A 23603-nucleotide genomic window follows, 5' to 3' on the forward strand; every position below is an offset into this window, starting at 1 on the left:
GTGCTGAGTGCTGAGTGCTGAGTGCTGAGTGCTGAGTGCTGAGTGCTGAGTGCTGTTAGCGGAGCGGGGCGTTAGCCCGTGCTGTTAGTGGTAGCGGGGCGTTTAGCCAGTGCTGAGTGTTTTTTAGTTTACTCAGCACTCAATAGTGAGTCAGGTAAAAGAAGAGTGCTGAGTAAGATACTCATTACTCATTACTCATTACTCAGCACTCACTACTCAGCACTCATTACTCAGCACTAAATTCACTTAGAAGCCAGAGAAATTGTAGCCAACACCTACTAACAAGCCGATATCTGTTTCATCAAAGAATCCGGCATTGACAGCAGCTGTGGCGGTGAATTGAGCATTGAGGGGTACATCAACACCACCAGATACCAGAACGGCAGTTTGGGAGTTATCACCGGTTTTAATAGCTGCACCGACTCCTATATAAGGAGCGATCGCTAGAGCTTCGCCAAATGGATCTGCTTCTTGAAAGGTAAAATCGTAGGTGACAGGAATTAGAATTGTGGTGTTATCCCCAAATATGGCTGAGGGTCTGACGGAGATGGCATTGGTTAGTCCAATCTTGCTGATAGCCGCAAAATTGCCATCACCCAAAGATGAGTCACCACCACTGATACCAATGTTGCCGGCAACCCCGATATAGCTGCTACCGCCACGGGTACGTCTACCGACATTAATATCGGATTGTGCCACTGTGTTAGTAGCTGGTTGGGCAGTCGGTTGTGTCGATTTTGGGGAAACTAGAGTAGCTGATGTGGTTGCTACTGTTCCTGGGATGGGTGTAATTATATGATCTTCGGTGGTAGTGCTGGAAAACTGTTGTAATGTAGTTGCATCATCAGAGGTGGAACTAAGGATTGTTGCACTGGAGAAAGAGAAGTTTTGCTGTTCTGTTTCTAGTTCAGCACTCGATTGTGTGGAAGACATGGCATCGGTAGCAGCTTCAACAGGAGATACTGTTTGAGCGTTAACAGATACACTAGTACCTACAACAGCTACAGCAGCTAAACTAGACAAGCAATAAAAACCTTTACGCACAAAAATAGTATTCACATTCACTCCTAACAAAATGTTGCCACAACAGATAAATCATTACTGTGGGAATTATTCCCCAAAATTTTTTATTTTAGGGCAATATCCAAACTTTAGCACCAGAAAATGGGTTACTACATCCTGACTTGGACGTAAATACTTGACCTGGCTAAGATATTACATTAATAAACCACAGAGGCACAGAGACACAGAGATTGAAAATACTGAAAGGAGAAGCGATAGGCTACGCCTCGCCTTTGGCGATGGCGTTCTGCCCACTTTTGGCGATCACTTCTCCTACCAAACGAGATGTAAAAGGTAAAATCTGCCGATTTTGGGCGTGGTCTTTGCCTTCGGTGAATACTACCAATAAGTAGGGACGTTGATCTGGTAACTCGATATAGGCTGCATCATGACGTACTTGACTTGTCCAGCCAGCTTTTGACCAGATTTGAGCAGCTTGGGGTAGTCCACCACCCAAAAAACCTGTTACTTGGTCTTCTTCCACATTTTTGGGTAAATCATCTCTTTTGAGGCTGCGTTTGAGCAAAGCCATCATGTTTTGCGATCGCCCACTGGAAACTGCCACGCCTCCGACGATACTATGTAACAAACGCGCGATCGCATTTGTCGTCAACATATTGCGATTCTCAAACATCTCCCCATAAAATGCCCTATCCCTTCCATAAGGGCCATCACCCCAAGTTTTTTGACAGACATTAATTGTTTCCATCTCCTCCCACCCCAAAGATTGGAAGTAGCGGTTAATCATATAACGTTGCTGTTTCCAAGTTTCAAAGGGGCCTGGTGGTAACTCTGGGCCGGATGTAGTTCCAGTCAAAATATCGACAACTAAACTGGTAGCATCATTGCTAGAATCAACAATCATATCGCGTAAAGCCCGTTCCAATTCCTTAGAGGTTTGGATCATGCCTTTCTCTATCCATTCGTTGGCTGCTACTAGGTAAAACAACTTAACTACGCTCGCCGGATAAATACATTCCACACCACGATAATTAAAACCGCGTACAGGATGATGCCAAAAAGCATCAGGAGTTAAAGCCCCACCAGTATTAACTGGGACTGGCGGATCATAAACAATCCAAGTCAACGCTATCTGATTACGGGCTAAGGTCGGAAATGCTGACCAAGTAGCCTCTAAAATGCCATTACCCAGATTTTCTAGTTGTTCGTCTTTGCTAAAAAAAACCATTGCAGAATGCTCTCTAATTCAGAATCTCAAATCCTCAACTTGACCTCAAATGAGTACCAGTGTCTAGCTGATTTGAACTTATATGATTCTCCTGAATGTACCCGCCTAGCAACTCAGTCCGCAGCTGGGCGACATTTGCAGGTAACATCAAATCAGCAAGGTACAGCAGTTGAGGTGTATTTATGTGAGGATAACTATCCAGGGTGGGTATCTTTTAGTGATGTTGGTTTATTACAACCTGCTACTGTACTTTATCAGGCTCAGTCACTTTCCGAAGCTGAAATTCAAAAACGGCTACCAGAGGTGATTGCTTTTACTCAACAAGCCATGCAGCAGTCCAATTATTACCTCTGGGGTGGCACAGTGGGGCCAAATTATGATTGTTCCGGGTTAATGCAGGCGGCTTTTGTTTCCGTCGGGGTTTGGTTGCCTAGAGATGCCTATCAACAAGAAGCTTTTACTCAATCTGTTACTATCGCTGAACTAGCACCAGGGGATTTAATATTTTTTGGCACTCCCATAAAAACCACTCATGTGGGTTTGTACTTGGGAGATGGTCATTACATCCATAGTTCTGGCAAAGAACAAGGGCGCAATGGTATTGGGATTGACATCCTCTCGGAACAGGGAGATGTAGTTAGTCGGTCATACTATCAGCAGTTGCGAGGGGCTGGGCGTGTTGTCAGAAGTTATGAAGGTAGGGGATAGGGGACAGGGGAGACAAGGTAGAACTTTTTAACCAATCCCCAATTTTTAATTTTTAATTTTTAATTTTTAATTGCTTATGAGGAGTGGGTTGATTCCAGAAAGGGTGAATGAGGAGCATGGTTTGATTTGTGCCATTGTTCCCGATGTATCGGTGGTTGTGCCTGTGCGGGATGAGGTGGAGAGTTTGCCTTTATTATTAGAGGCGATCGCTTCTTCTCTTACCGCTAGTCAGTTAAGCTATGAAATCATCTGCGTAGATGATGGTTCTAGTGATGGTTCAGCTAACTTTCTCAAAGAACAAGCGCAAATCCGCCCTGATTTAAAGGCGGTGATTCTGCGTCGTAATTATGGGCAAACTGCGGCGATGGCGGCTGGTTTTAAATATGCGCTAGGGAATGCGATCGTCACTTTAGATGCTGATTTGCAAAATGACCCAGCTGATATCCCCATCTTATTAGCCAAGCTAGAGGAAGGTTACGATTTGGTGAGTGGTTGGCGGCAAAATCGGCAAGATGGGGCATTAAATCGGTTATTGCCTTCTAAAATTGCTAACTGGCTAATTCGTCGGACTACTAGCGTCTATATTCATGATTACGGCTGTTCACTTAAAGCCTATCGTGCGGAACTGGTAGCAGATATGAATCTCTACGGCGAACTGCACCGCTTTTTACCAGCATTGGCATACATCGAAGGGGCAAGAATTACGGAAATGCCTGTGCGTCATCACGCCCGGCGTTTTGGACAGAGCAAGTATGGCTTATCGCGGACTTTCCGCGTATTGATGGATTTGCTCACAATTCTATTTATGAAAAAGTTCCTTACCCGTCCCATGCACGTCTTTGGCTTATTGGGGCTAATTTCGATGATTTTGGGGACAGGTATAGGTATTTACTTGACTTTTATCAAATTAGCGATGGGTGAAACCATTGGCAATCGTCCTTTGCTCATTTTGGCGGTACTGCTTTTAGTTACGGGAGTACAACTATTTAGCTTTGGTCTGTTGGCAGAGTTATTGATGCGTACCTACCACGAATCCCAAGGAAGACCCATATATCGTGTCCGGGAAGTTGTGGCAAAAAAAGATAAATAACGTAACAATCTTATGAAGAATCTAGTATTAATGCTTATACATTAGCCTGTGGGAATTTTAGATTTTGGATGGAAAGGCGATGGCGTACCCGCCCACCGGAGGTGATCGCAAATACTCTCTGCGTTTCCTTCTCTTTAGAGACGCTAACGCGAACGGAACGCTCCGCGAATGCTGCGCTAACGTAAATCCAAAATCCAAACAAACTTAAATTACCCAATACCCCATAAACTAAAAAGGCAAAAGTAAGTTGTTAATTTCTTACCCTTGCCTTTTTCTTTTTGCCGTATCAAACGGGCGAGGAGGGATTCGAACCCCCGACACCGTGGTCCGTAGCCACGTGCTCTAGTCCACTGAGCTACACGCCCCTACAAGAAATATATAGTAACACTCTCTTTGGGAATAATGCAAGACAATTTTCTAAAAAATTCTACAAACCTTACTCACCTTGATAACCAGGGACAAGCACAGATGGTAGATGTCTCAGCGAAAGCCTCCACCGTCAGGCAAGCTGTCGCAGCTGGACAGGTGCGGATGCTACCAGAAACCTTAGCGGCTATTCAAGCGGGGAACACTCCTAAAGGGGATGTTTTAGCGACTGCGCGGATAGCTGGCATTATGGCAGCTAAACAGACTGCTAATCTAATTCCTCTGTGTCACCCCCTACCACTGCAAAAAGTCACCGTCGAAATTACACCCGATCCTCAACTTCCTGGTTATCAAATTCAGGCTACAGTCAAAACTAAAGCTGAAACAGGTGTAGAAATGGAAGCTTTAACTGCCGTTTCTATTGCAGCGTTGACTTTATACGATATGGCCAAAGCCTTAGAAAAATCGATGCAAATTGAATCGATTCGATTGATTAGTAAAATCGGCGGAAAATCAGGAGAGTATCTCAACCCTCATTGAAAAAATCAAACTATGTTAAGTAATGTAAAAACTAGGATTGAGTTCGTAGTAAGGACTTTAGTCCTTTTTTGTTCGCGGAGCGTCCCGCAGGGAACGGAGAGAACGCAGAGAGAACTAAAGTTCTTACTACAAACCTTTAATTATTTACCCTGTTCTACTTAATTATGTTCACCCTACTCTATATCACCTATAGCTTTGTTCAGGTCTGTGGGAGTGTCGTACTCCTCATCTTCTGGTAATTTCTCCAAAAGTGAAATTATATTGCGATCAGCACCTTGCTTTTGCGCGTGTTGAATTAATACTTCCTTATTTGCTGGATAGTCAACACCTTTTAGGTGTTTCTGAATTTGCACTGGGTTTGCTTTAGCCATTTTTACCACCACTAGAGGTTGTTAACATCTTCACTGAGGAATTTGTTAGCTCCCTCTATCAACAAGAAGAACCATTTTTGATTCCTAACAATTCCCAAATCACCCAATTGGTTGATGTAATAATTTTTCAAAAGCCTTGGCAACTAGAAGTCGCGTCTACTCAGACAAAAATCACCTGTACGGGTTAAAAACCTTGGTTTTTTACTAGTCCACTACGGGACGCTACACGAATGCTTGTTTAGTAGCCAATTATATTCGCCCAATACTTTTAACTATGACGCCGTAAGTCCCCCACTGAATTTGGTACTCCGAATCAGTGGCGGGATATCATCTGTGAAAAACCGAAATCGTTCTCAATTAATCCGAGGCATAGCCGAGTCAGAGCAAAGAACATTTGAGGTTTTTCCTTCATATTATTGATGAAATAGATGAAAAATCCCCAGGCTTTCTGATAAGATATCGAGTATCTTGACCACCAATGCCGTAAGCGAAAACCAAGCTAATAGGTAAGTGTCGCAACGAAAAGATTTGGGTCTTGGGAATCAGGACTCCTGCCCTTGGAGGGAATGTCAGACCAATAGAACTACGAAGTTCTGGAGGCTATTCCCGATGAATTGGGAAGCCCACACTGTACCTTCAAGTCAGTGTGGGTAGTTCACAATAGTCAGGTGTATTAAAAATCGTAATAAATATTTATGCCTCCTCGTTGGCCTCGCAAACCCGATCGCAATGACCCTGAATTCCGCAAGTTAGACGATCGCATGAATTTCGCGGTTCATGTAGCCGTTACTGCTACGATTAATTCTGGCTTATGGTTCTTCCATATCTTGAAAACAACTACTTGGGAGTGGTTGCCGTTGTTCACGGCTAGTTGGGTTTTAGTATTGTTGGTGCATCTAATTTACATTGTGGCGATCGCCAATTATTCGCCCACACCCCCCAAATCCACCTAAAGAGGTAATACTCAAGCTGGGGCAATTGTAACCTGTGGTTGTATGCTTGCCTGATGAATTGCGCGATAATGTTAATTATTCATGAAACTCCGCGCTCTTTCTTGATATAAGGTATTTTTATGGCTAAGACTAACACCACAGAATTACTAGAAGCCCTAGCAGCCGAAATTGGCGAAAATGTTTATCTAGATATTGCCAAATGGCATCTCTACTTATCTAATGCCAAGCTGCATACCACTGTTGCCGAACAGTTATATCCTTTAATTACTTCCAAGGCTGTCACGGAAGACCGAGTAATACAAGTGTTGGAATCTATCCCGGTGAAAATTGGCGGTGGTAGAAGAGAACTACCTTTGCTCGATTTATTACCACTACAATGTCAAGTTAACTTGGTGGATATTTTAGAGAGATATCAACGCGAGATATAATTATAGGTGCAGGCAGGAAATTATTACACAGTTTGATAGGCAAGGATTTCCATAAAAGTTTTATTTGTTGAGAGTGATTTCCTGGCTTCAGATATTTGTGTTTGCTTGAGAAAGTTTCAGCAAAATTAATCGCAGATAAACGCAGATAAAGCACATTTACTTTTGTGTTATATTGCCGTGGAAATTTTAGCGATCGCTACAAATATAGTTCTCCTAGATACTTTTTAATCGGAGTTAGTGATATGTTTTTACAAATCAAAAATAGCCAAGATTTAGTCAAAATTCTGGATATTCAAGAATTAATTGATCCAAATCTAGATATAGTTCATGCTCAAGACCAAGAAGGTCAAGAAGAACAAGAACCTGATTCTTTTAAAAAAGAAAATCTTGTCTTCCCTTCGGGAGAAGGTCTACCACGTTGTTGGTTAGATGCAAATTACAGGATGGCTAAAGCTTCTTGAATATAAGAACTCCGATTTCTTAAAGAAATCGGAGTTCTGGGTTTGTATGTTTAGCTTAATCTGACAAACCCTTGTACAGCAATGGACAGAAGCGACAGAGTTCTAGACAGATACTAGGCAGCACACAGAACTAGAGGACGTTCATCGTAAGCATGCTAATTAACGATAAAATAATAGTGAATAAACAGCAAAATTTCAGATATTTTAGTGAAACGTGACTCTATTTATTACTAAATTTTTAAACGCTTTCCTGTCGGGGGCTGATAGCTTTTGATTTGGTTTTGGTGGTTAACAGATTTGAATTTCTGCATTATCTAAACTTTTCAGCATGGCTAACCTTGTATCTAGCCAATCATCATCGAACCAACCATAAGGTAAAACATCACCTACAACACTTGTACTAATTCCCATAACCCAGATATGAGCAGTTTGAACAAATACGGGAATTGATGCTAGTTCATCTTCACTCAACTGGCGAATTGTCTGATAACCTTCAATAAAGCTGTTTCTAACTTCAATGTCTATCTTCATCCTTAGTGCTGCGTGTAAAAACTTTGCAATGTCAAAAGCACGCCAGCTATAACCACACTGATCAAAGTCAAACAATGTTAGTTTATTCTGTTCTGTAAAATGAGCATTACCTGAATGTACATCACCTATACAAATTCCATACTCAGGGGCTTTAAAAGGTAGCCTAAATCCGGCTATTTGGCTGGTAATTTTTTTGATTAATTGTTCGAGGTAGTCTAGATCATGTTCACGATGTTTGTAGAGGGATGTAATTGCTAGTAATGACCTATGAAGTAAATATTCACTATTTAATTTATTCCGAGTAAAACTACTCCTGAAGCAGTTTAATTCCTGGTGAATTTCTGCCAGCACTTTTCCCAAAATATAACTTTGGTCAGCATGAAGCTTTTCATTAACTGCACTTCCTGGTGCATACGTAAACACAGCCGCATAACGTATACCTTCCGGTGCTAAAATCTCTGTAATAAAACCACCATTTTTTCTAAAAAGAGGGTATGCTACTGGCTGATTTTTATTATTTAAAAATGCTAGAAGTTCTAACTCAAAACCAATCTCTTCTTGATTTCTCCAACTACATCTATAAATTCGTAAAATATATCTCTCTTGTTCAGTTTCTATTAAATAAGTATCGTTAAGCCCACGTTTATATAACTTACAACTGAGAGGCTTGTTAATTGGGTAGTTATCAAGTACAGTGACAATTAAAGCTGACCCTTCAGGAATTGAATGAACTACAGGAATAAAAGGTGTGTCCATAAAATTAAATAAAGCGGGAGCAATAGAGGCTAAAGAAGAGAAAACCCATGTAGAAACATAGCAATGCTACGTCTCTACTTTTTAGGAGATGTCTATTAAGTCAACAGATGTGATTCTATCTCTGTTGAGTTTAAATTACGACCAATAAATACTAAGCGGGTTTGCCGTGCTTCTGTTAGTTGCCAAGGACGATCATAAAACTTTTCAAAGCGGTTTCCTACACCTTGCATTACTAGGCGCATGGGTTTATTCTCCACGGCTACAAAGCCTTTAATCCGGTAAATTTCTTGTTGGTGTACTAGTGCTTCTAACTGTTTTTGCAGTTTTTCTGGGTCAAAAGCACGGTCTAAAACTACGTGTGTGGAGTTGATTTCGTCGTCATGGTCGTGGTCTTCTTCAGTGTCGTGATGACTAGGACGACTATCTAAGTTATCTTCAACAGCAGATTGCCATCCTAATAGTATAGATGGGTCGAGTTGACCGCGATCGCTCTCTACCATTTTCACAACTCGCGGTAATTCTTGCTTGACTAATGACTCAACTTGTGATTTTGTGGCGGCATCTATCAAATCAGTTTTGGTTAAGACTACCAAATCTGCACAAGCTAATTGGTCTTCAAACAATTCTTGCAAAGGTGTTTCATGTTCTAGACTATCATCGGCTTGACGTTGAAGTGCGATCGCATCCAAATCACTCGCAAACGTCCCGGCGGCGACGGCTGCACAATCTACCACCGTAATCACTGCATCAACTGTAGCGGCGTTGCGAATTTCTTGCCAGCGAAAAGCTTTAACTAGGGGTTTGGGTAAAGCTAAACCAGAAGTTTCAATTACAATACAGTCAATGCGATCGCGCCGTTTGATTAACTCCTGCATTGTCGGATAAAACTCTTCTTGGACTGTGCAGCAGAGACAGCCATTAGTTAATTCAAAAATATTATTCCCGTTTTCCTCATCTTCTGGGCAAACTTGACAGGATTTCAACAACTCGCCATCAATACCGAGTTCGCCAAATTCATTGACTAAAACTGCAATGCGGCGGCCTTGGTTGTTTTGGAGGAGGTGGCGAATTAGGCTGGTTTTACCACTACCTAAAAAGCCTGTAATCACAGTGACGGGAATTTTTGTAGCCATTCTAATCAATTCAAAATTCAAAATTTAAGAACGACGACTTTTAACCCGCCTAGGTGGGTTTTGCTGGTGTGGTTCTTTCTTAATATATAGCAATCCTAAATCATTCGTGAGAGACAAGATCCCCGACTTCTCAAAGAAGTCGGGGATCTGAACGGCGCAAATTCTCAATAAATAGAAATGAAGCCCTAAAAAATAAATTTCTGACTTGTAAATCAAATTTCTGACTTGTAAATTAAGTTTCTGACTCGTAAATTTAAAAAAAAACTGGTATAAATTTATATTCTAAGTTGTTAATTTCTTTTTTTCTGTCGAGAATGAAGAGTGTTTAGACTTAGCCTAAATCTAAATGAGTGACAGTACATGGTCAAAATACTAAAAAAACTGCGTCATTTTCCCAAAGTGTCAACTAAATCTCATCGAGATGAATTTTATCACTATCCAGGAACTGTACCAGGAACAATCATCATTGATGCAGACGCGCCACCGCCGACGATTTTATTGATTGACTATAACCAAACTGATTTTATTCGCCAACAGGTAGCCACCCCAGAAGAATGTATCCCCTATCTAGATCAAGAATCCGTGTCTTGGGTAGATGTCCAGGGTTTAGGTAATCAGGACATTTTAGAGCGCATGGGGCGAGTGTTTGAATTATCGCCTTTAGTTTTAGAGGATGTAGTTAACGTCTCTGAGCGTCCTAAAGTTGAGGATTACGAAGACCAATTACTATTTATTGCACGAATGGTAGTGCCTAAAGAAAGAACTTATGGTTTTTATAGTGAACAAGTAAGTTTAATTTTAGGGAAACAGTATTTGCTGACAGTCCAAGAAGAACCAGAACATGATTGCTTTGAGGGGGTGAGGCTAAGAATTGAAAAAGGGAGAGGGATAATTCGCCGACAGGGGACTGATTACTTAGCTTATGCTGTATTGGATGCGATTATTGACGGTTTTTTCCCAGTTTTAGAACGTTACGGGGAACAATTAGAAGACTTAGAGGAAGAAGTCATAGCCAAACCTACCCGCAAAACCCTACAAAAAATTTATCATCTGCGGCGAGAATTACTGCAACTACGTCGTGCTATCTGGCCGCAACGGGATGCGATTAATTCTTTAATACGCGATCGCAGTGAACTAATTAGTGAAGACGTACAAATTTATTTAAGAGATTGCTACGACCATGCAGTACAAGTCATGGATATGGTAGAAACTTACCGAGAGCTAGCATCTGGGTTGATGGATGTGTACCTCTCGGCTGTCGGTAACAAGATGAATGAAGTTATGAAGCTACTCACGGTAGTTTCGTCTATCTTTATTCCTCTAACTTTTATTGCGGGTATCTATGGTATGAATTTCAATAGTGAAAAATCACCATATAATATGCCGGAACTGAATTGGTATTGGGGTTATCCACTTTGTCTAGCAATTATGGGATTTATCGGGTTGGGATTACTATTTTTATTTTGGCGACGGGGTTGGCTAGAGAATTCTACGGCCATTAAGCGTGATTAAATATTGGCAGTTGGCAGTAGCCACACAGAAAAAAATTTTTATAGGGAGTCTGGACGCTGAATTATGGCTACAAGTAGCGACCAAAATTTAGTGGTATTGACTATTTACATTATTGGCGTTGCTTACGTCTTTAATATGATGGTTGAATCCATCGACGATCGCATTAAATACGACTTTAAAAAAGGAGTTGTGGACGACAAACTCAAAGAACAAGGTCTGGACGACAAGATTGGCATTTCCTTTAAATTCAAATCCTCAGATCCCATAGACGACCTCAAAGAACTATCAATGAGTATCGACAACAAGTCTGAGAATCTAGCCATCTATGTAGACTGGGACAATAGCTCTTTAATCCTCAACAACAAATCATGCCGAGTCATCAGAAAATCACCAGATTTAACCCGTGACTTAGCCTTACCCCAGAGTCCTAGCTTAATTGTTCCTAAAAAGTCACTATCAGAAGCAATTACCGCCGAAGATTTATTTGGACGAGATCAAGACACTGGTATTTACGCAGCAAAAAAACCGCTAGTTAATATCGGGGGGTTAAAAAATGGCGGGCCACCACAGAAAAAGTTGTATGGCGACTTTATGAATAGAGGCAAAGAGTTAGAATTTTCCCTACAACTGGTACTACGCCTATCGGAATTACGAGCAGGTATAGCTCCCGGTTCAGAATATCCTCCCATCTGCATCATTGATTGTCCCTTTACCGTCAAAAAACTACCGTGGACTTATGCCCTCCCCTGGAATAAAAAGAAATAACCAAACCGCACAGATGATATCATCCAGGACTACACTTGAAAGAGGGAGAGAGTAGGCGTAGGTGGTTGCAGATCAGTTAACCCTGGTTTGAGGAAAGTCCGGACTCCCGAAAGACCAGACTTGCTGGATAACGTCCAGTGCGAGCGATCGTGAGGATAGTGCCACAGAAAGATACCGCCAAGACTAGGGAACAGGTGAGAGGTGAGAGGTGACAGTAAATTTCTGCTGTCACCTATAACCTGTAACCTGTCACCTCTCTTGGTAAGGGTGCAAAGGTGCGGTAAGAGCGCACCAGCAACGTCGAGAGGCGTTGGCTCGGTAAACCCCGGTTGGGAGCAAGGCCGTAGGGACTATGGTTGGTCTTTTACCAGTTCCGCCTGAAAAGAGCCGCTAGAGGCGTTTGGTAACAAACGTCCCAGATAGATAACCGCCATCATGTAGAGTAATCTACATAGAGAACAGAACCCGGCTTACTACCAACTCTCTCCTCTTTTAGTCAATAGTCCATAGTCAAAAGTAACGACTATCAACTGTTGACTAATGATTGATACCTGTCAACTATCAACTGTCAACTATCAACTGTTGACTAATGACTAATAACTAATGAGCCTTGTTTATCCACGTCGTCAGCGACAGCTTGAAAGTTTAGTAAGAAAATTAGGTCTGCCAACCACTGCACCGATTAAGTGGGAATTACTAGACTTAGCTTTAACTCATCCTACGGTTTCCGATTCAGCTAATTATGAACAACTGGAGTTTGTCGGTGATGCAGTAGTGCGATTAGCGGCGGCTGTGGTTTTATGGGAAACTTATCCAGATTGCCCTGTGGGAGATTTTGCCGCCATTCGTTCAGTTTTGGTGAGCGATCGCATCCTGGCACAATTAGCTAGAGAATATGGTTTAGAGTTACATTTATTAGTCGCCGGTAGTGCCACCAGCGATAAAATTGGTCAAGAATCACGACTTGCAGATGCTTTTGAGGCTGTTTTAGGCGCGTTTTACCTCAGTACCAATAATTTAGAATTGATTCACTGTTGGTTAGACCCTCACTTTCGCCAACTGGCGGCTGAAATTCGCCTTGATCCTGCCAGGCTCAATTACAAAGCAGCCCTCCAAGAGTGGACGCAAGCCCAATACAAAGTTTTACCAGAATATCGAGTGGTGGAAGTCAATCAAGCCAACCGCACTCAAGAGCGTTTCATGGCTGAAGTCTGGCTGTATGATAAAAAACTAGGTGAAGGTAAAGGACGCTCGATCAAAGCCGCCGAACAAGCCGCCGCCAAAATAGCATTTTTAGCAGTCATTCCCAAGGAAGATCCTGTTTGACACTCCCCAGCCTAAAGGCGTGGGAATTCTACATTCACAGACTCGCCGTTAGACGACAGGCCGAGGCCAATCGCCCAAGAGGGCAAATCTCCTGTAGCGTAAGTTCCGGTATGCCCTACCGTACTGAGTCCTAGTCTCAAAATGTTGATTGCTGCGTTGATATCTCTGTCTTCCACATATCCGCAATGTGGACAAACATGAGTCCTTGTAGACAAAGATTTCTGCACTTTCTCACCACAGTTAGAACAATTTTGACTCGTGTTATGGGGAGGAACAGCAACTGTCACTTTCCCATATTTCTGACCAAAATATTCCAACCACAGGCGGAAAGTTGACCAACCAGCGTCACTAATTGATTTAGCTAGATGTCGATTACGTACCAACCCTTTGACATTCAAGTCTTCATAAGCTACCAAATCATTAGATTGGATAACGGAGTATGCCAATCTCTTGCAATACTCTTTTCGTTGCCTACTTACTCTTAAATGCTTACGAGCATATCTATTTCTAGCTTTGTGGTAATTGTTAGATTGCCTTGCGCGAGCTTTCTTTTTGTCTTTACTGAACTTTTTAGACTTTTTGCGATTAGCACGGTTTAACTGTTTTTCTGACTTGCGGTAGAATTGGGGGGATGGTTCTACATTGCCTTTATTATCAGCAATGAAATACTTCAATCCCAAGTCAATACCCACTAATTGATGTGAGGGTTGAGTTTCTATCCTTGCATCAGTATCAATTGCAAATTGGGCGTAATAGCCATCAGCACGACGTACCAAACGGACACGCTTAATCTGCTTGATGTCGTAGTAATTCAGGTCGTAAGTCCCCTTTAATTTCAGAGTTCCAATACCTTTCTTGTCTGAAAAAGTTATCGACTTACGAGTAAGAGTTAGCTTCCATCCCGTTGATTTATATTCAACTGAACGGCAGTTTCTCTTAAATTTAGGAAACCCCTTTTTACCTTTGACCTTCTTTTTACAGTTGTCGTAAAACCGAGAAATTGCACTCCAAGAACGTTCAGCAGCAGATTGTCTAGCCATTGAGTTAAGTTCCGAGGCGAAGGGAAATTCCGCAGCTAACACAGCACAATACTTATTCAAAGCATACTTATCTACCTTTGAATCCTTGTTATCCATCCAGTAGCGCAAGCACTTATTCTGAATGAATTGGCTGGTACGGATTGCTTCGTTGATTGCCTGATATTGCTTTTCTTTACCCTTAACTTTAAACTCGTAAACAATCATGGCTTTCCTCTGGCAAAGATGCTACGCAAAGCTACTACGTACCACTTTGTGGTATGACCAATTAACCACATTCTTATGCTACCACAAAAGCATAAAGCCGTCCTATAAGGACGGGGTTTTCAACCCAAATTTTCGATAAATTTTGGATTGCCTCTAGTAGTCTATCAAGTTAGTTTTGAGGGTTCGTAGTAAGGACTTTAGTCCTGATTTTTCTAAGGACTAAAGTCCTTACTACGAACTTGCTTATGCCTCAATTCACATTTGATGATCTACTAGGGGTTGACGCTTGATAATTTACCAATGACTATTAACTAGTGACTATTGACTAATAACTCATGATTAACATTGCTGTTATTGGGGTTGGGCGTTGGGGAGTGCATTTACTGCGGAATTTTTTAGCACTACCTCAAGTTAATGTAGTGGCGGTAGTAGATCCGCACTCAGAAAGATTGGCGGTAATCAAACAGCAATTTAACTTAGATGAAAGTGTTGTATTAACGACCCAGTGGCAAGATTTACAGCAATTGTCAGGGTTAACAGCAGTTGCGATCGCAACTCCTGCTACTACCCATTATGCTTTAGTTAAAGACGCTCTCAACTGGGGTTGTCACGTTTTAGCCGAAAAACCTTTAACTCTAGACCCAGTAGAATGCCAGGAACTTTGCCAACTGGCAGAGCAGAAGCAATTGATACTGATGGTTGACCACACTTATTTATTCCACCCAGCCGTTGAGGGCGGAAAAGCTGTAGTCCAAGCAGGTAAATTAGGTGATTTGCGTTACGGCTATGCAGCACGTACCCATTTAGGACCTGTCCGCCAAGATGTCGATGCACTCTGGGATTTAGCCATTCATGATATTGCCATCTTCAACAACTGGTTAGGTCAACTACCCATCAGCGTACAGGCAACAGGTAAGGTGTGGCTACAAGCTGAAGAGAGTCAGCAAACTAACACCTCACCATCAGGTTTAGCTGATTTAGTTTGGGTAACACTCACCTACCCGAATGGTTTTCAAGCTTTTATTCATCTGTGCTGGTTAAATCCTGATAAACAGCGTCGATTAGCCGTAGTAGGTAGCCTTGGTACTTTGGTCTTTGATGAAATGTCACCATCATCACCCTTAACTTTATTACATGGTGAGTTTGAACAGCAGGGAAATCTCTTTTTACCAGTGAATCAAAGTCAAGAAGTGCTGGAATTACAAAAAGGAGAACCTTTACAAAGAGTTTGCCGCACCTTTGTAACCAGTATCCTCCAGAACACCCCCCCAAAAATTTCATCAGGTTGGGTAGGTACAGAGTTAGTCAAAATTCTCTCTGCACTTACAGAGTCTTTGCGTCAGAATGGTCAATCAATTTTCCTCAAAAATCCCTAATAAACCTGAGTTTGGGTTAATCAAGTTGGGATTACTAAAAGCAGGGTTATGGATAAATATTTCATCAGTCAAACTTTTCAGGAAAGCTATCAGGTCATTTTTTTCAGCTTCAGTTAATTCAAAACCGCTAATAAATTCACTTTTGAAAGGATTTTTGCTGCCTACTCCCGCAAAGTTTCCTGTATGAATCGTTCTCCCACCCGCTTTGTAGTGGTCGATAACTGCTTCTAGAGTTGGGATACTACCATCGTGCATATAGGGAGCAGTCAGAGCAATATTTCGCAGAGTTGGAGCTTTGAAACGTCCCATATCGGAGGGTTTGGTAGTAATTTCATAAACGCCAGTATTATCTGGTGGGTAAGCTCCTTTGCCGTCAATATTATATAGCCCAGTGTTGTGAAAAGCGATTTCCACAAAAGCCAGGCGATCGTGCATCACCGAATCACTAAAATTAATTCCACCGTGACAATGAAAACATTCTAGATGTTCGCTGTTGAATAACTTTTCTCCCCGTTTAGCAGCTTTTGAAATAGCATGAGAGTCGCCACCGAAGCGATAACGATCATAAGGAGAGTTTACAGAAATCAAAGTACGTTCAAAAGCTGCTAAAGCTTTAGTCAGATTACTCAAGCTAATTGCTTCCTGACTTTCTCCAAACGCTGCTGCAAACATCTGTCGATATTTAGAGTCATCCCGCAGCATGGTTAATATTTGTTGTTCCCGTCCTACCATACCCATTTCTACCGGGTGTTCCCCAAACATGGGTACTAAAGCTTGAGTTTCCAACTTAGTCATCAAAGGGTTAGCCCAAGTTAATACCGGGTTATAGCCAATATTAGCGAGACTCATGGAGTTACGGGGGTGTTTTTCGCCAGTTGCTCCCAACGCCACCGTTTTTCCATCAGTAAAAGCTAAAGACTGAATATGGCAAGACGCACAAGAGAATTCACCCGTGATTGATAACCGCTTCTCATAGAAAAGATGCCGTCCCAACTCCACTTTTTGCGAACTCATTGGGTTATCTGCTGGGACAATTGGCTTCGGCATCTAAGTTGGGAGATTCCAGTCATATTCTGAAGTCGGTGATGTGCCAAATGCTTTACTCAGTCCCATTGCAAGACAAAGCGACAACAGACAAATCACAGCTAGAGTCAGCAAACGAGTTAATTTCATGGGAGAATTCGGGGCAATTTCAGAGCTAAGAAGAAGCAGGGGGGGCATCTTGCCTAATTCCCATCACTCAAATCTAAAGAATTTCTGTTCAGAAGCAGGTTGATTACCAAAGGGCAGACCAAAATTAGTCATAATGCCCACACAATCGCCATCATCGGGAGATGACATACAACCTGGAGGGGTCTTTGGTTGGTTGATGGTTAAATTTGTGTTTGTTAACAACGCGGCTAGGTCTGCAACCACTATATTTTTGTTGGGATCAAATTTAGTCAAGACAACCTTCGCGGTATTGGGATTTTTACAAGATGAGGGTTTTTGACTACCTGTTTGAGCTTGACAACCAGTGCTACCCAAATGGATGGGGAAACCCTGCGCCTGATGATTTTGTTCACTATGTTTCGCGCCTGGGCTAGTGTGACTATGTTTCTCTAAATCAATGCGAGCAAATTTGTAACCAGACAGCCAGTTCCACCAGAGGGCGGTTAAATTTAGGGGTGATGGGGCGGTGACGGAATCCTCATGATTGAGATGGAAAGGGATACCCAAGGTAAATTGCAGTCCTTGATAATTGCCTTTGGGGACTTTACCAATCACTTGATTACGTGTTTCTACTGTGCCATTAACGCAAGCACCAGATTTATTTTCAAAGTCTAGCAGGGCGGTATTTTGGTATTGCCATTTACCATCCGGGGTTAAGGTGAGGGGTACAGCTTTACCATTGATATCAATTAAAGCTACATCAGACACATAGAAGCGAAAGTCAGAGAGAGTAAATTTTTTGGCTGGTTTACCTAAAGTGTAGGTTTTGCCACATTCAAAGGGCTGTTGAGCAACTTTACTATTAAATCTAATTATTACTTCTTGAGTTTCAGTAGTAGAAGCTAAACTGATGGCGTAATTCCCCAGAATTGCGGTGCAGGGAATTGTTACTAACGTGAACACCGCTAATTTGGCAGACAATTGCATCACTTCACCTATGGGTTGTTTTAAGGTATCTTCCAATTCTCAGTAATGGATGATCTGCTGTCAAATGACCAATTGTCAAACTTAGGGAAGAGTTTAATTTGGTCATCACTAAGACAGGTTGTCTTTTGACTATGGGAAGAATGAACATGAAAATGAAGTTGTTTAGTTGATCGGCTGTTGTTTCTCTTCATTCCATGAACCGATTCATCTTGAGTTTTAGTATTGCTGTGACGTTTGCTGGTTTTGTTTTCGCTGCACCTGCACACTCATTATCTACAGTTAAAAAGCCAAATACAGCAAGTATATTTCTCCAATCAGGAATAGAGAAATTGTTACATGGCAATTACCAAGAAGCTATCGAAAATTTTAATGCGGCGATTGAGTTACGGAAGGATTCTGCGCCAGCTTATAGCGATCGCTGTCTAGCTTATCTACAATTAGCCGATTATCAAAATGCGATCGCTGATTGCAATCAAGCTCTCAAATTAAATCCTGACAATGTGGAAGCACATCTCAATCGGGGTATAGCATATCACAGACTAGAGGAATATGGGGAAGCGATCGCTGACAATAATCAAGTTATTGCTCTCAAGCCTCACGATTTCCGAGCTTACTATAACCGAGGCATAGCCCATGCAATGTTGGGGAATTATCAACAAGCTATCTCTGATTACAATCTAGCATTAATCACGATTCCTCAAACATCTACTTTACGTCTTGCAGATATTTACAATGACCGAGGATTAGCTTGGTTTGAATTATCAAATTTGCCAAGTGCTATGGGTAATTTCTCCAAGGCAATCCATCTCAATCCCCATGACTATAGAGCTTACTATAATCGTGGTTGTGCTTGTGGTAGAAGCGGTGATGACTCTTGTGCCATTAGGGATTTTACCGCGTCACTTCAACTTCAACCTCACAATGCCCAAGCTTATCTGAATCGAGGTATAGCTAATCATCAACTTGGTCATGAACAAGCAGCGATCGCAGATTTACAAAAGGCTGTAGAATACTTTGCCCAAGAGGGAGCAACTACAAACTATGAAAAAACTTTAAACCTACTGAAAAATCTGCAACAACAACTCTCATCGCAGTTAGAAATTGCTCTCATCTAGAATGGTATTGAGAAGTGACAATAACATCAACATCAGCAAAGCCAAATCACAAGTTTCCCTGAAAATATAAATCAAGTTAAGTTTGACAATATGTCGTTTGACATAAGTAGCAGTTTGACTTATTGTCACAGTATTTACTTTGTGGTGTAATTTACCGTCAACGGTCTGAGGAACAAGGGTGAAACAACATAGTTTATTTGCTTATCTGTGGCTGACTTCTACCATATCAATTTTGAATGCCTTCCCTGCATATTCACAAGAACTAGCTATTAAAGACATACCTCAATTAAGCGAAATAAAGCTTCCTCACACAAGCGTTAAAGAATTATTCGCACAGCAACAAAGTCAAGTTATTCAAGTGACAGGTGTACGCCTCAATCCAACTCCTAACACTTTAGAAATCATATTAGAAATTCCTGCATCTGATAAGTTGCAAATAGTTAACAAGAGTGAGGAAAATAACTTCATTGTAGATATTCCTAACGCGCAATTAAGTTTACCTAATGGTAATTTATTTCGGCAAGAAAAACCATTTGCAGGAATTACAGAAGTAGTAGTCACAAATCAAGATGCAAATAATATTCGGGTGACAGTAACGGGTGAAACCGCTATACCAAAAGTTGAGTTAGATGATAGCGATGAAGGTTTAATTTTCGTCGTCACACCAGTTACATCACCTACTAGCGAAACACCAGCAAATGAACCCATTGAATTGACGGTGACAGGAGAACGTGACACCTATTCTGTACCCGATGCTGTCACCGCAACTAGGACCAATACGCCACTGCGAGATATTCCCCAATCAATTCAAGTTATTCCGCGTCAGGTAATTGAAGATAGAAATGTGGTGCGTCTTTCGGAATTAGCAGATAACGTTAGCGGTGTCCAACCAGAACGGGGATATGGGGGTGTGTCTTCCCAAGGTTATAGAATTAGAGGGTTTTTGACTAACTTTGAAACTCTCAGAAATGGGTTTCCCGACTACGGTTATTTTAGTCCTCGTGATGTGGCGAATATCGAAAGAGTCGAATTTCTCAAAGGGCCAGCAGCCGTACTTTATGGAGGTAGTCCCACACAGTATGCAGGTGGAAGTGGGTTAGTAAATACGGTGACAAAAAAGCCACTAGAAACACCTTACTATAACGCTAGTTTGACCTACGGCAGTTATAACTTTATTCGTCCTACTTTAGATATTACAGGCCCTTTAACAGATGATAAATCAGTTTTATATCGGCTAAATATTGCTTACGAAAATGCTGATAGTTTCCGCGATTTTGTGAGAAATGATAGCTTCTTTATTTCTCCGGTTATCGAGTGGAAAGTGGGAGAAAAGACCAAAATAACTTTTGAGTTTGAACATCAAAAATATAATGTGGTATTTGACCAAGGAATACCCATTCAACCAGAATCGTTGAGGCTTCCGAGAAGTCGGTTTTTAGGAGAGCCAAATTTTGCTAATGGTAATTTTACCTTTAATTCGTTTACCTACACTCTTGATAGCGAATTCAGTAAAGATTGGTCATTTCGTCAAGGTTTTAATGTCCTGGGGGCAAAATTAGATGATGCCAAATACACATATTATGGTTCTTTACAAGACGATAGACGCACCCTGAATCGTTTTATTACTGCATCGGAAGAGGAACACGCAAATATAACTTTTCAAAACCAAATCTCTGGTAAATTCTCTACAGGTGCAATTCGTCACAATGTTTTATTTGGTGTGGATTTAGCCTATAACTTATTTAATTATATATTTGCCCCAGATGAGGAATTACCAATAGATATTTTTAACCCTCAATATGGTGGAACTCCCATTTCAACAGGTGGTGAACCATTTGGACGAAAAATTGTTTCTCAAAATGTCGGTGTATTTGCCCAAAACTTGATTGAATTAACACCAAATTTCAAAGTTTTATTAGGTGGTAGGGTCGATTTTAACGAATACAGTCGGGAAGATAGAGTTACGAATGAATTATTAGATGAACAATCTGATAGTAGATTCTCTCCTAGAGTTGGACTTGTATATCAACCTACGAAAACTACTTCCTTGTACTTTAATTGGACAAACGGATTTTCGCCGCAATTTCAAGCACGTGGCCGCACAAATGAGCAATTTGAACCTCAAAATACTGAACAATTTGAAGTAGGAGTTAAGCAGAATTTTCTCAATGATAAGCTTTCGGCGACTTTAGCATTTTTCCAGGTTACTAAGCAAAATGTTTTAACACGAGATCCAGTAGATTCTAGATTTAGCGTCCAAACAGGAGAACAGGAAAGTAAAGGGATTGAATTTGATATTGCTGGGGAAATTTTACCAGGATGGAAAGTAATTGCTAACTATGCCTATATTGATGGTACGGTGACAAAAGATAATAGGATTCCTGTAGGCGATAGATTAGTTGGTGTACCGGAACATAGTTTGGGATTGTGGACGACTTACGAATTTCAAACGGGAAGTCTCCAGGGTTTAGGTTTAGGGGTTGGTTTGTATTATGTTGGAGAACAGGAGGTAAGATTACCCAATACTTTTGAAGTTCCTAGTTATGTCCGCGCTGATGCTTCTGTTTTTTATCGGCGGAATAACTATAGATACGCTCTCAATTTTAAGAATATTTCTAATGTGAAATATTATGATTTAGACGGTTATAATATCGATCCAGCCGCACCATTTACTGTTTTGGGAACGATATCGGTTGAGTTTTAATTAACAGGCTGTATTCACCACAATTTTTTGATCATGGGAATGCAAAGACATTTTTTGATTGTCCTGGTTTCGCTGCTGTTGGGGTCAGTTTTTGGTTGTGAGGGAAAGGTTGTCTCACCTAATGTCACAACATCTATAGGTACAGAATATACACCTGTAACTATCAACAATTGTGACTTGAATATTACTTATAAACAACCTCCCAAACGAGCTGTAACCATGACTCAATCTGCAACTGAAGTGATGCTGGCTCTAGGGTTAGAAAAACAGATGGTGGGTACAGGTTATTTAGATAATCCGATTTTACCAGAGTATGAACAAGCATATAGAAAAATTCCTGTATTGGCGGCAAAGTATCCCTCGCGGGAAGTGTTTTTAGGTGTTGAACCTGATTTTGTGTTTACTACTGAAGATAGTGCATTTGATAATCAAACCCTTGGCGCACGTACAGAGTTATTAAAGTTAGGGATTAATTCTTATTTATTACCTATTGAATGTGAAAAACTTGAACTCAGACCAGATAGGGTGACAATGGATAATCTCTATCAGGAAATATTAGATATTGGGCGGATATTTGGGGTGGAAGCACGGGCGCAAACGCTGATTAAAGAATTGCGATCGCAATTACAAATAACCCAAGGAAGGCTAGGTAAAATTACTACGAGAAAGCGGATATTCTGGTATGATTCCGAAAATCCTCCACTGACTGTTTCTAACTGGGGAATGCCCAATCATATTATTGAATTGGCGGGTGGGGAAAACATTTTTAAAGATATTCAAAAAAAACAAGCTTGGGTAACAGTTAATTGGGAAGATGTGATTAACCGTCAACCTGATGTAATTGTGTTGATTGATGCTACTTGGTCATCGGCTGAAGAAAAGCGACATTTACTAAAATCTAATCCTGCTTATGCCAAACTCAAAGCTGTGCAGGAAGATAAATTTATTATCCTGGGTTTTAGTTATACAATGCCGGGAATTCGTAATATTGAGGGGGTGAGTAAGTTAGCAGAGGCTTTGTATCCAGAGAAGTTTAAACAGTAAGATTACAGTATGTCACGAACAAATTCAATTAGTAAACCTAATTAGCTAACTATGGAGCAAATAACATTACCAGATGTTCTCACCCTTGAGGAAGCCTCAGCATACTTGCGTCTACCCATAGAAGCGGTTTTGCGTCAAGCCTCCCAAGGAAATATTCCTGGGCGCAAAATTGAGAATGACTGGAGATTTTTGAAGGTTGCAATTGATGACTGGTTACGTTCTCAAACTGGTCGTTCTGTTCTCCTAACTCAAGTCGGTATGCTTGCTGATGATGATTCTCTGGCAGAATTGAGAACAACAATTTATCAACAGAGGGGACGAACTGAAGTTGATGCGGAGTCTGATGTTTGATGCTTTTGCTTGATACAGACACTCTTACTCATCTTTATGCTGGACAGTCAAATGTAGTTAAGCAGTTAAAGTCAACAGAAGATCCTGATGTTGGTATTACCATTATTACAAAAGTTGAGATGTTGCGGGGACGAATTGATTACCTCCTCAAAGCAGAAACAGGAGTTGATTTACTGAAGGCACAAGAGCTTTTATTTCGGACAGAGGAATTGCTACGTCCGCTTTTAATTGTTGGTGTAAGTCAAGCAGCATCAGAACAGTTTAACCGTCTGCGTGTGATTCCAAAGTTACGCAAAATCGGACGGGCAGATTTGTTGATTGCTAGTATTGCTTTAGCAAATCGACCTAAGTTAGTAACACGAAATATTCGCCATTTTCAACAAATTCCTGGTATCCGAGTTGTGAACTGGGTTGACTGATAAAGTTCTTGTTTAACCAA

24 protein-coding genes, 1 tRNA gene and 1 other RNA gene are annotated in these 23603 nt (G+C 41.2%); 16 read left to right on the forward strand and 10 right to left on the reverse strand.

What is annotated here, in order from left to right:
• Positions 1 to 246 precede the first annotated feature (246 nt).
• Both ACM0OR_RS02550 and ACM0OR_RS02555 read right to left on the reverse strand, forming a co-directional pair.
• Positions 247 to 1059 carry a hypothetical protein gene (locus ACM0OR_RS02550; protein WP_414574876.1) on the reverse strand — a complete coding sequence of 271 codons (813 nt, stop codon included), beginning with the start codon at positions 1057 to 1059 and terminating at the stop codon, positions 247 to 249.
• 223 nt (positions 1060 to 1282) lie between these two features.
• Positions 1283 to 2251 carry a serine hydrolase gene (locus ACM0OR_RS02555; RefSeq protein WP_414574877.1) on the reverse strand — a complete coding sequence of 323 codons (969 nt, stop codon included), beginning with the start codon at positions 2249 to 2251 and terminating at the stop codon, positions 1283 to 1285.
• A gap of 6 nt (positions 2252 to 2257) precedes the next feature.
• On the opposite strand from ACM0OR_RS02555, the gene ACM0OR_RS02560 reads away from it, so the two are divergent.
• Together ACM0OR_RS02560 and ACM0OR_RS02565 are read left to right on the forward strand one after the other, a co-directional pair.
• Positions 2258 to 2959, forward strand: coding sequence for an NlpC/P60 family protein (locus ACM0OR_RS02560; RefSeq protein WP_414574878.1), 702 nt, complete (start codon positions 2258 to 2260; stop codon positions 2957 to 2959).
• Between the two features lie 76 nt (positions 2960 to 3035).
• Positions 3036 to 4049 carry a glycosyltransferase family 2 protein gene (locus ACM0OR_RS02565; protein ID WP_414574879.1) on the forward strand — a complete coding sequence of 338 codons (1014 nt, stop codon included), beginning with the start codon at positions 3036 to 3038 and terminating at the stop codon, positions 4047 to 4049.
• Positions 4050 to 4340: 291 nt separating this feature from the next.
• On the opposite strand, the gene ACM0OR_RS02570 is transcribed toward ACM0OR_RS02565, so the two are convergent.
• Positions 4341 to 4414, reverse strand: a tRNA-Arg gene (locus ACM0OR_RS02570).
• A 37-nt stretch (positions 4415 to 4451) separates the two neighbouring features.
• Between ACM0OR_RS02570 and moaC the strand changes: the two genes are divergently transcribed.
• Positions 4452 to 4955, forward strand: a complete 504-nt coding sequence (moaC, locus tag ACM0OR_RS02575; RefSeq protein WP_190708490.1) for a cyclic pyranopterin monophosphate synthase MoaC — start codon at positions 4452 to 4454, stop codon at positions 4953 to 4955.
• Positions 4956 to 5128: 173 nt separating this feature from the next.
• Here the strand turns inward: moaC and ACM0OR_RS02580 are convergent, their stop codons facing one another.
• Positions 5129 to 5326 carry a DUF2795 domain-containing protein gene (locus tag ACM0OR_RS02580; RefSeq protein WP_414574880.1) on the reverse strand — a complete coding sequence of 66 codons (198 nt, stop codon included), beginning with the start codon at positions 5324 to 5326 and terminating at the stop codon, positions 5129 to 5131.
• Between the two features lie 695 nt (positions 5327 to 6021).
• Between ACM0OR_RS02580 and ACM0OR_RS02585 the strand changes: the two genes are divergently transcribed.
• The 3 genes from ACM0OR_RS02585 (at position 6022) to ACM0OR_RS02595 (ending at position 7168) form a co-directional block, all read left to right on the forward strand.
• Positions 6022 to 6279, forward strand: coding sequence for a hypothetical protein (locus ACM0OR_RS02585; RefSeq protein WP_323265064.1), 258 nt, complete (start codon positions 6022 to 6024; stop codon positions 6277 to 6279).
• Between the two features lie 119 nt (positions 6280 to 6398).
• Positions 6399 to 6707 (forward strand): DUF3181 family protein, encoded by a 309-nt coding sequence (locus ACM0OR_RS02590; protein WP_323265065.1) that lies wholly within the window; start codon positions 6399 to 6401, stop codon positions 6705 to 6707.
• Between the two features lie 242 nt (positions 6708 to 6949).
• Positions 6950 to 7168 carry an acetyltransferase gene (locus tag ACM0OR_RS02595; protein WP_414574957.1) on the forward strand — a complete coding sequence of 73 codons (219 nt, stop codon included), beginning with the start codon at positions 6950 to 6952 and terminating at the stop codon, positions 7166 to 7168.
• 288 nt (positions 7169 to 7456) lie between these two features.
• Here ACM0OR_RS02595 and ACM0OR_RS02600 read toward each other — a convergent pair whose 3' ends face one another.
• Together ACM0OR_RS02600 and cobW are read right to left on the reverse strand one after the other, a co-directional pair.
• Positions 7457 to 8455, reverse strand: coding sequence for a phosphotransferase enzyme family protein (locus ACM0OR_RS02600; RefSeq protein ID WP_414574881.1), 999 nt, complete (start codon positions 8453 to 8455; stop codon positions 7457 to 7459).
• Between the two features lie 95 nt (positions 8456 to 8550).
• The gene (cobW, locus tag ACM0OR_RS02605; protein WP_414574882.1) at positions 8551 to 9588 is read right to left on the reverse strand and encodes a cobalamin biosynthesis protein CobW; all 1038 of its coding nucleotides are present in this window, start codon (positions 9586 to 9588) and stop codon (positions 8551 to 8553) included.
• Positions 9589 to 9957: 369 nt separating this feature from the next.
• On the opposite strand from cobW, the gene corA reads away from it, so the two are divergent.
• The 4 genes from corA (at position 9958) to rnc (ending at position 13191) form a co-directional block, all read left to right on the forward strand.
• Entirely contained in the window at positions 9958 to 11100 is a 1143-nt protein-coding gene (gene corA / locus ACM0OR_RS02610; RefSeq protein ID WP_414574958.1) for a magnesium/cobalt transporter CorA, read from the forward strand.
• A gap of 63 nt (positions 11101 to 11163) precedes the next feature.
• Entirely contained in the window at positions 11164 to 11865 is a 702-nt protein-coding gene (locus tag ACM0OR_RS02615; protein WP_414574883.1) for a hypothetical protein, read from the forward strand.
• A gap of 47 nt (positions 11866 to 11912) precedes the next feature.
• Positions 11913 to 12354: RNase P RNA component class A (gene rnpB, locus ACM0OR_RS02620), an RNA gene on the forward strand.
• 114 nt (positions 12355 to 12468) lie between these two features.
• Entirely contained in the window at positions 12469 to 13191 is a 723-nt protein-coding gene (rnc, locus tag ACM0OR_RS02625) for a ribonuclease III (RefSeq protein WP_323265069.1), read from the forward strand.
• An 11-nt stretch (positions 13192 to 13202) separates the two neighbouring features.
• Here the strand turns inward: rnc and ACM0OR_RS02630 are convergent, their stop codons facing one another.
• Positions 13203 to 14435: an RNA-guided endonuclease InsQ/TnpB family protein gene (locus ACM0OR_RS02630; RefSeq protein ID WP_414574884.1), complete on the reverse strand. Its 1233-nt coding sequence runs from the start codon at positions 14433 to 14435 to the stop codon at positions 13203 to 13205.
• Between the two features lie 335 nt (positions 14436 to 14770).
• Between ACM0OR_RS02630 and ACM0OR_RS02635 the strand changes: the two genes are divergently transcribed.
• Entirely contained in the window at positions 14771 to 15811 is a 1041-nt protein-coding gene (locus ACM0OR_RS02635; RefSeq protein ID WP_414574885.1) for a Gfo/Idh/MocA family protein, read from the forward strand.
• On the opposite strand, the gene ACM0OR_RS02640 is transcribed toward ACM0OR_RS02635, so the two are convergent.
• The 3 genes from ACM0OR_RS02640 to ACM0OR_RS02650 all read right to left on the reverse strand — a co-directional run bounded on the left by ACM0OR_RS02640 (position 15788) and on the right by ACM0OR_RS02650 (position 17986).
• Complete coding sequence (locus ACM0OR_RS02640; protein WP_414574886.1) at positions 15788 to 16858, reverse strand: MbnH family di-heme enzyme; 1071 nt, start codon at positions 16856 to 16858, stop codon at positions 15788 to 15790. The two genes, ACM0OR_RS02635 and ACM0OR_RS02640, sit on opposite strands and share 24 nt — an antisense overlap.
• Complete coding sequence (locus ACM0OR_RS02645) at positions 16859 to 16984, reverse strand: hypothetical protein (protein ID WP_414574887.1); 126 nt, start codon at positions 16982 to 16984, stop codon at positions 16859 to 16861. It abuts the gene before it with no gap.
• A 63-nt stretch (positions 16985 to 17047) separates the two neighbouring features.
• Positions 17048 to 17986, reverse strand: a complete 939-nt coding sequence (locus ACM0OR_RS02650) for an MbnP family copper-binding protein (RefSeq protein WP_414574888.1) — start codon at positions 17984 to 17986, stop codon at positions 17048 to 17050.
• Between the two features lie 158 nt (positions 17987 to 18144).
• Between ACM0OR_RS02650 and ACM0OR_RS02655 the strand changes: the two genes are divergently transcribed.
• The 5 genes from ACM0OR_RS02655 (at position 18145) to ACM0OR_RS02675 (ending at position 23583) form a co-directional block, all read left to right on the forward strand.
• Entirely contained in the window at positions 18145 to 19065 is a 921-nt protein-coding gene (locus ACM0OR_RS02655; RefSeq protein ID WP_414574889.1) for a tetratricopeptide repeat protein, read from the forward strand.
• Between the two features lie 178 nt (positions 19066 to 19243).
• Entirely contained in the window at positions 19244 to 21769 is a 2526-nt protein-coding gene (locus ACM0OR_RS02660; RefSeq protein ID WP_414574890.1) for a TonB-dependent siderophore receptor, read from the forward strand.
• 33 nt (positions 21770 to 21802) lie between these two features.
• On the forward strand, positions 21803 to 22813 hold the full coding sequence (locus ACM0OR_RS02665; RefSeq protein ID WP_414574891.1) for an ABC transporter substrate-binding protein: 1011 nt from the start codon (positions 21803 to 21805) through the stop codon (positions 22811 to 22813).
• A gap of 51 nt (positions 22814 to 22864) precedes the next feature.
• The gene (locus ACM0OR_RS02670; protein ID WP_414574892.1) at positions 22865 to 23164 is read left to right on the forward strand and encodes a helix-turn-helix domain-containing protein; all 300 of its coding nucleotides are present in this window, start codon (positions 22865 to 22867) and stop codon (positions 23162 to 23164) included.
• Complete coding sequence (locus ACM0OR_RS02675; RefSeq protein ID WP_414574893.1) at positions 23164 to 23583, forward strand: type II toxin-antitoxin system VapC family toxin; 420 nt, start codon at positions 23164 to 23166, stop codon at positions 23581 to 23583. Before ACM0OR_RS02670 ends, ACM0OR_RS02675 begins: the two co-directional genes overlap by 1 nt.
• Positions 23584 to 23603: the final 20 nt, after the last annotated feature.

The organism is Anabaena sp. CCY 9402-a, assembly GCF_963920945.1.
Lineage (GTDB): Bacteria > Cyanobacteriota > Cyanobacteriia > Cyanobacteriales > Nostocaceae > Trichormus > Trichormus minutissimus.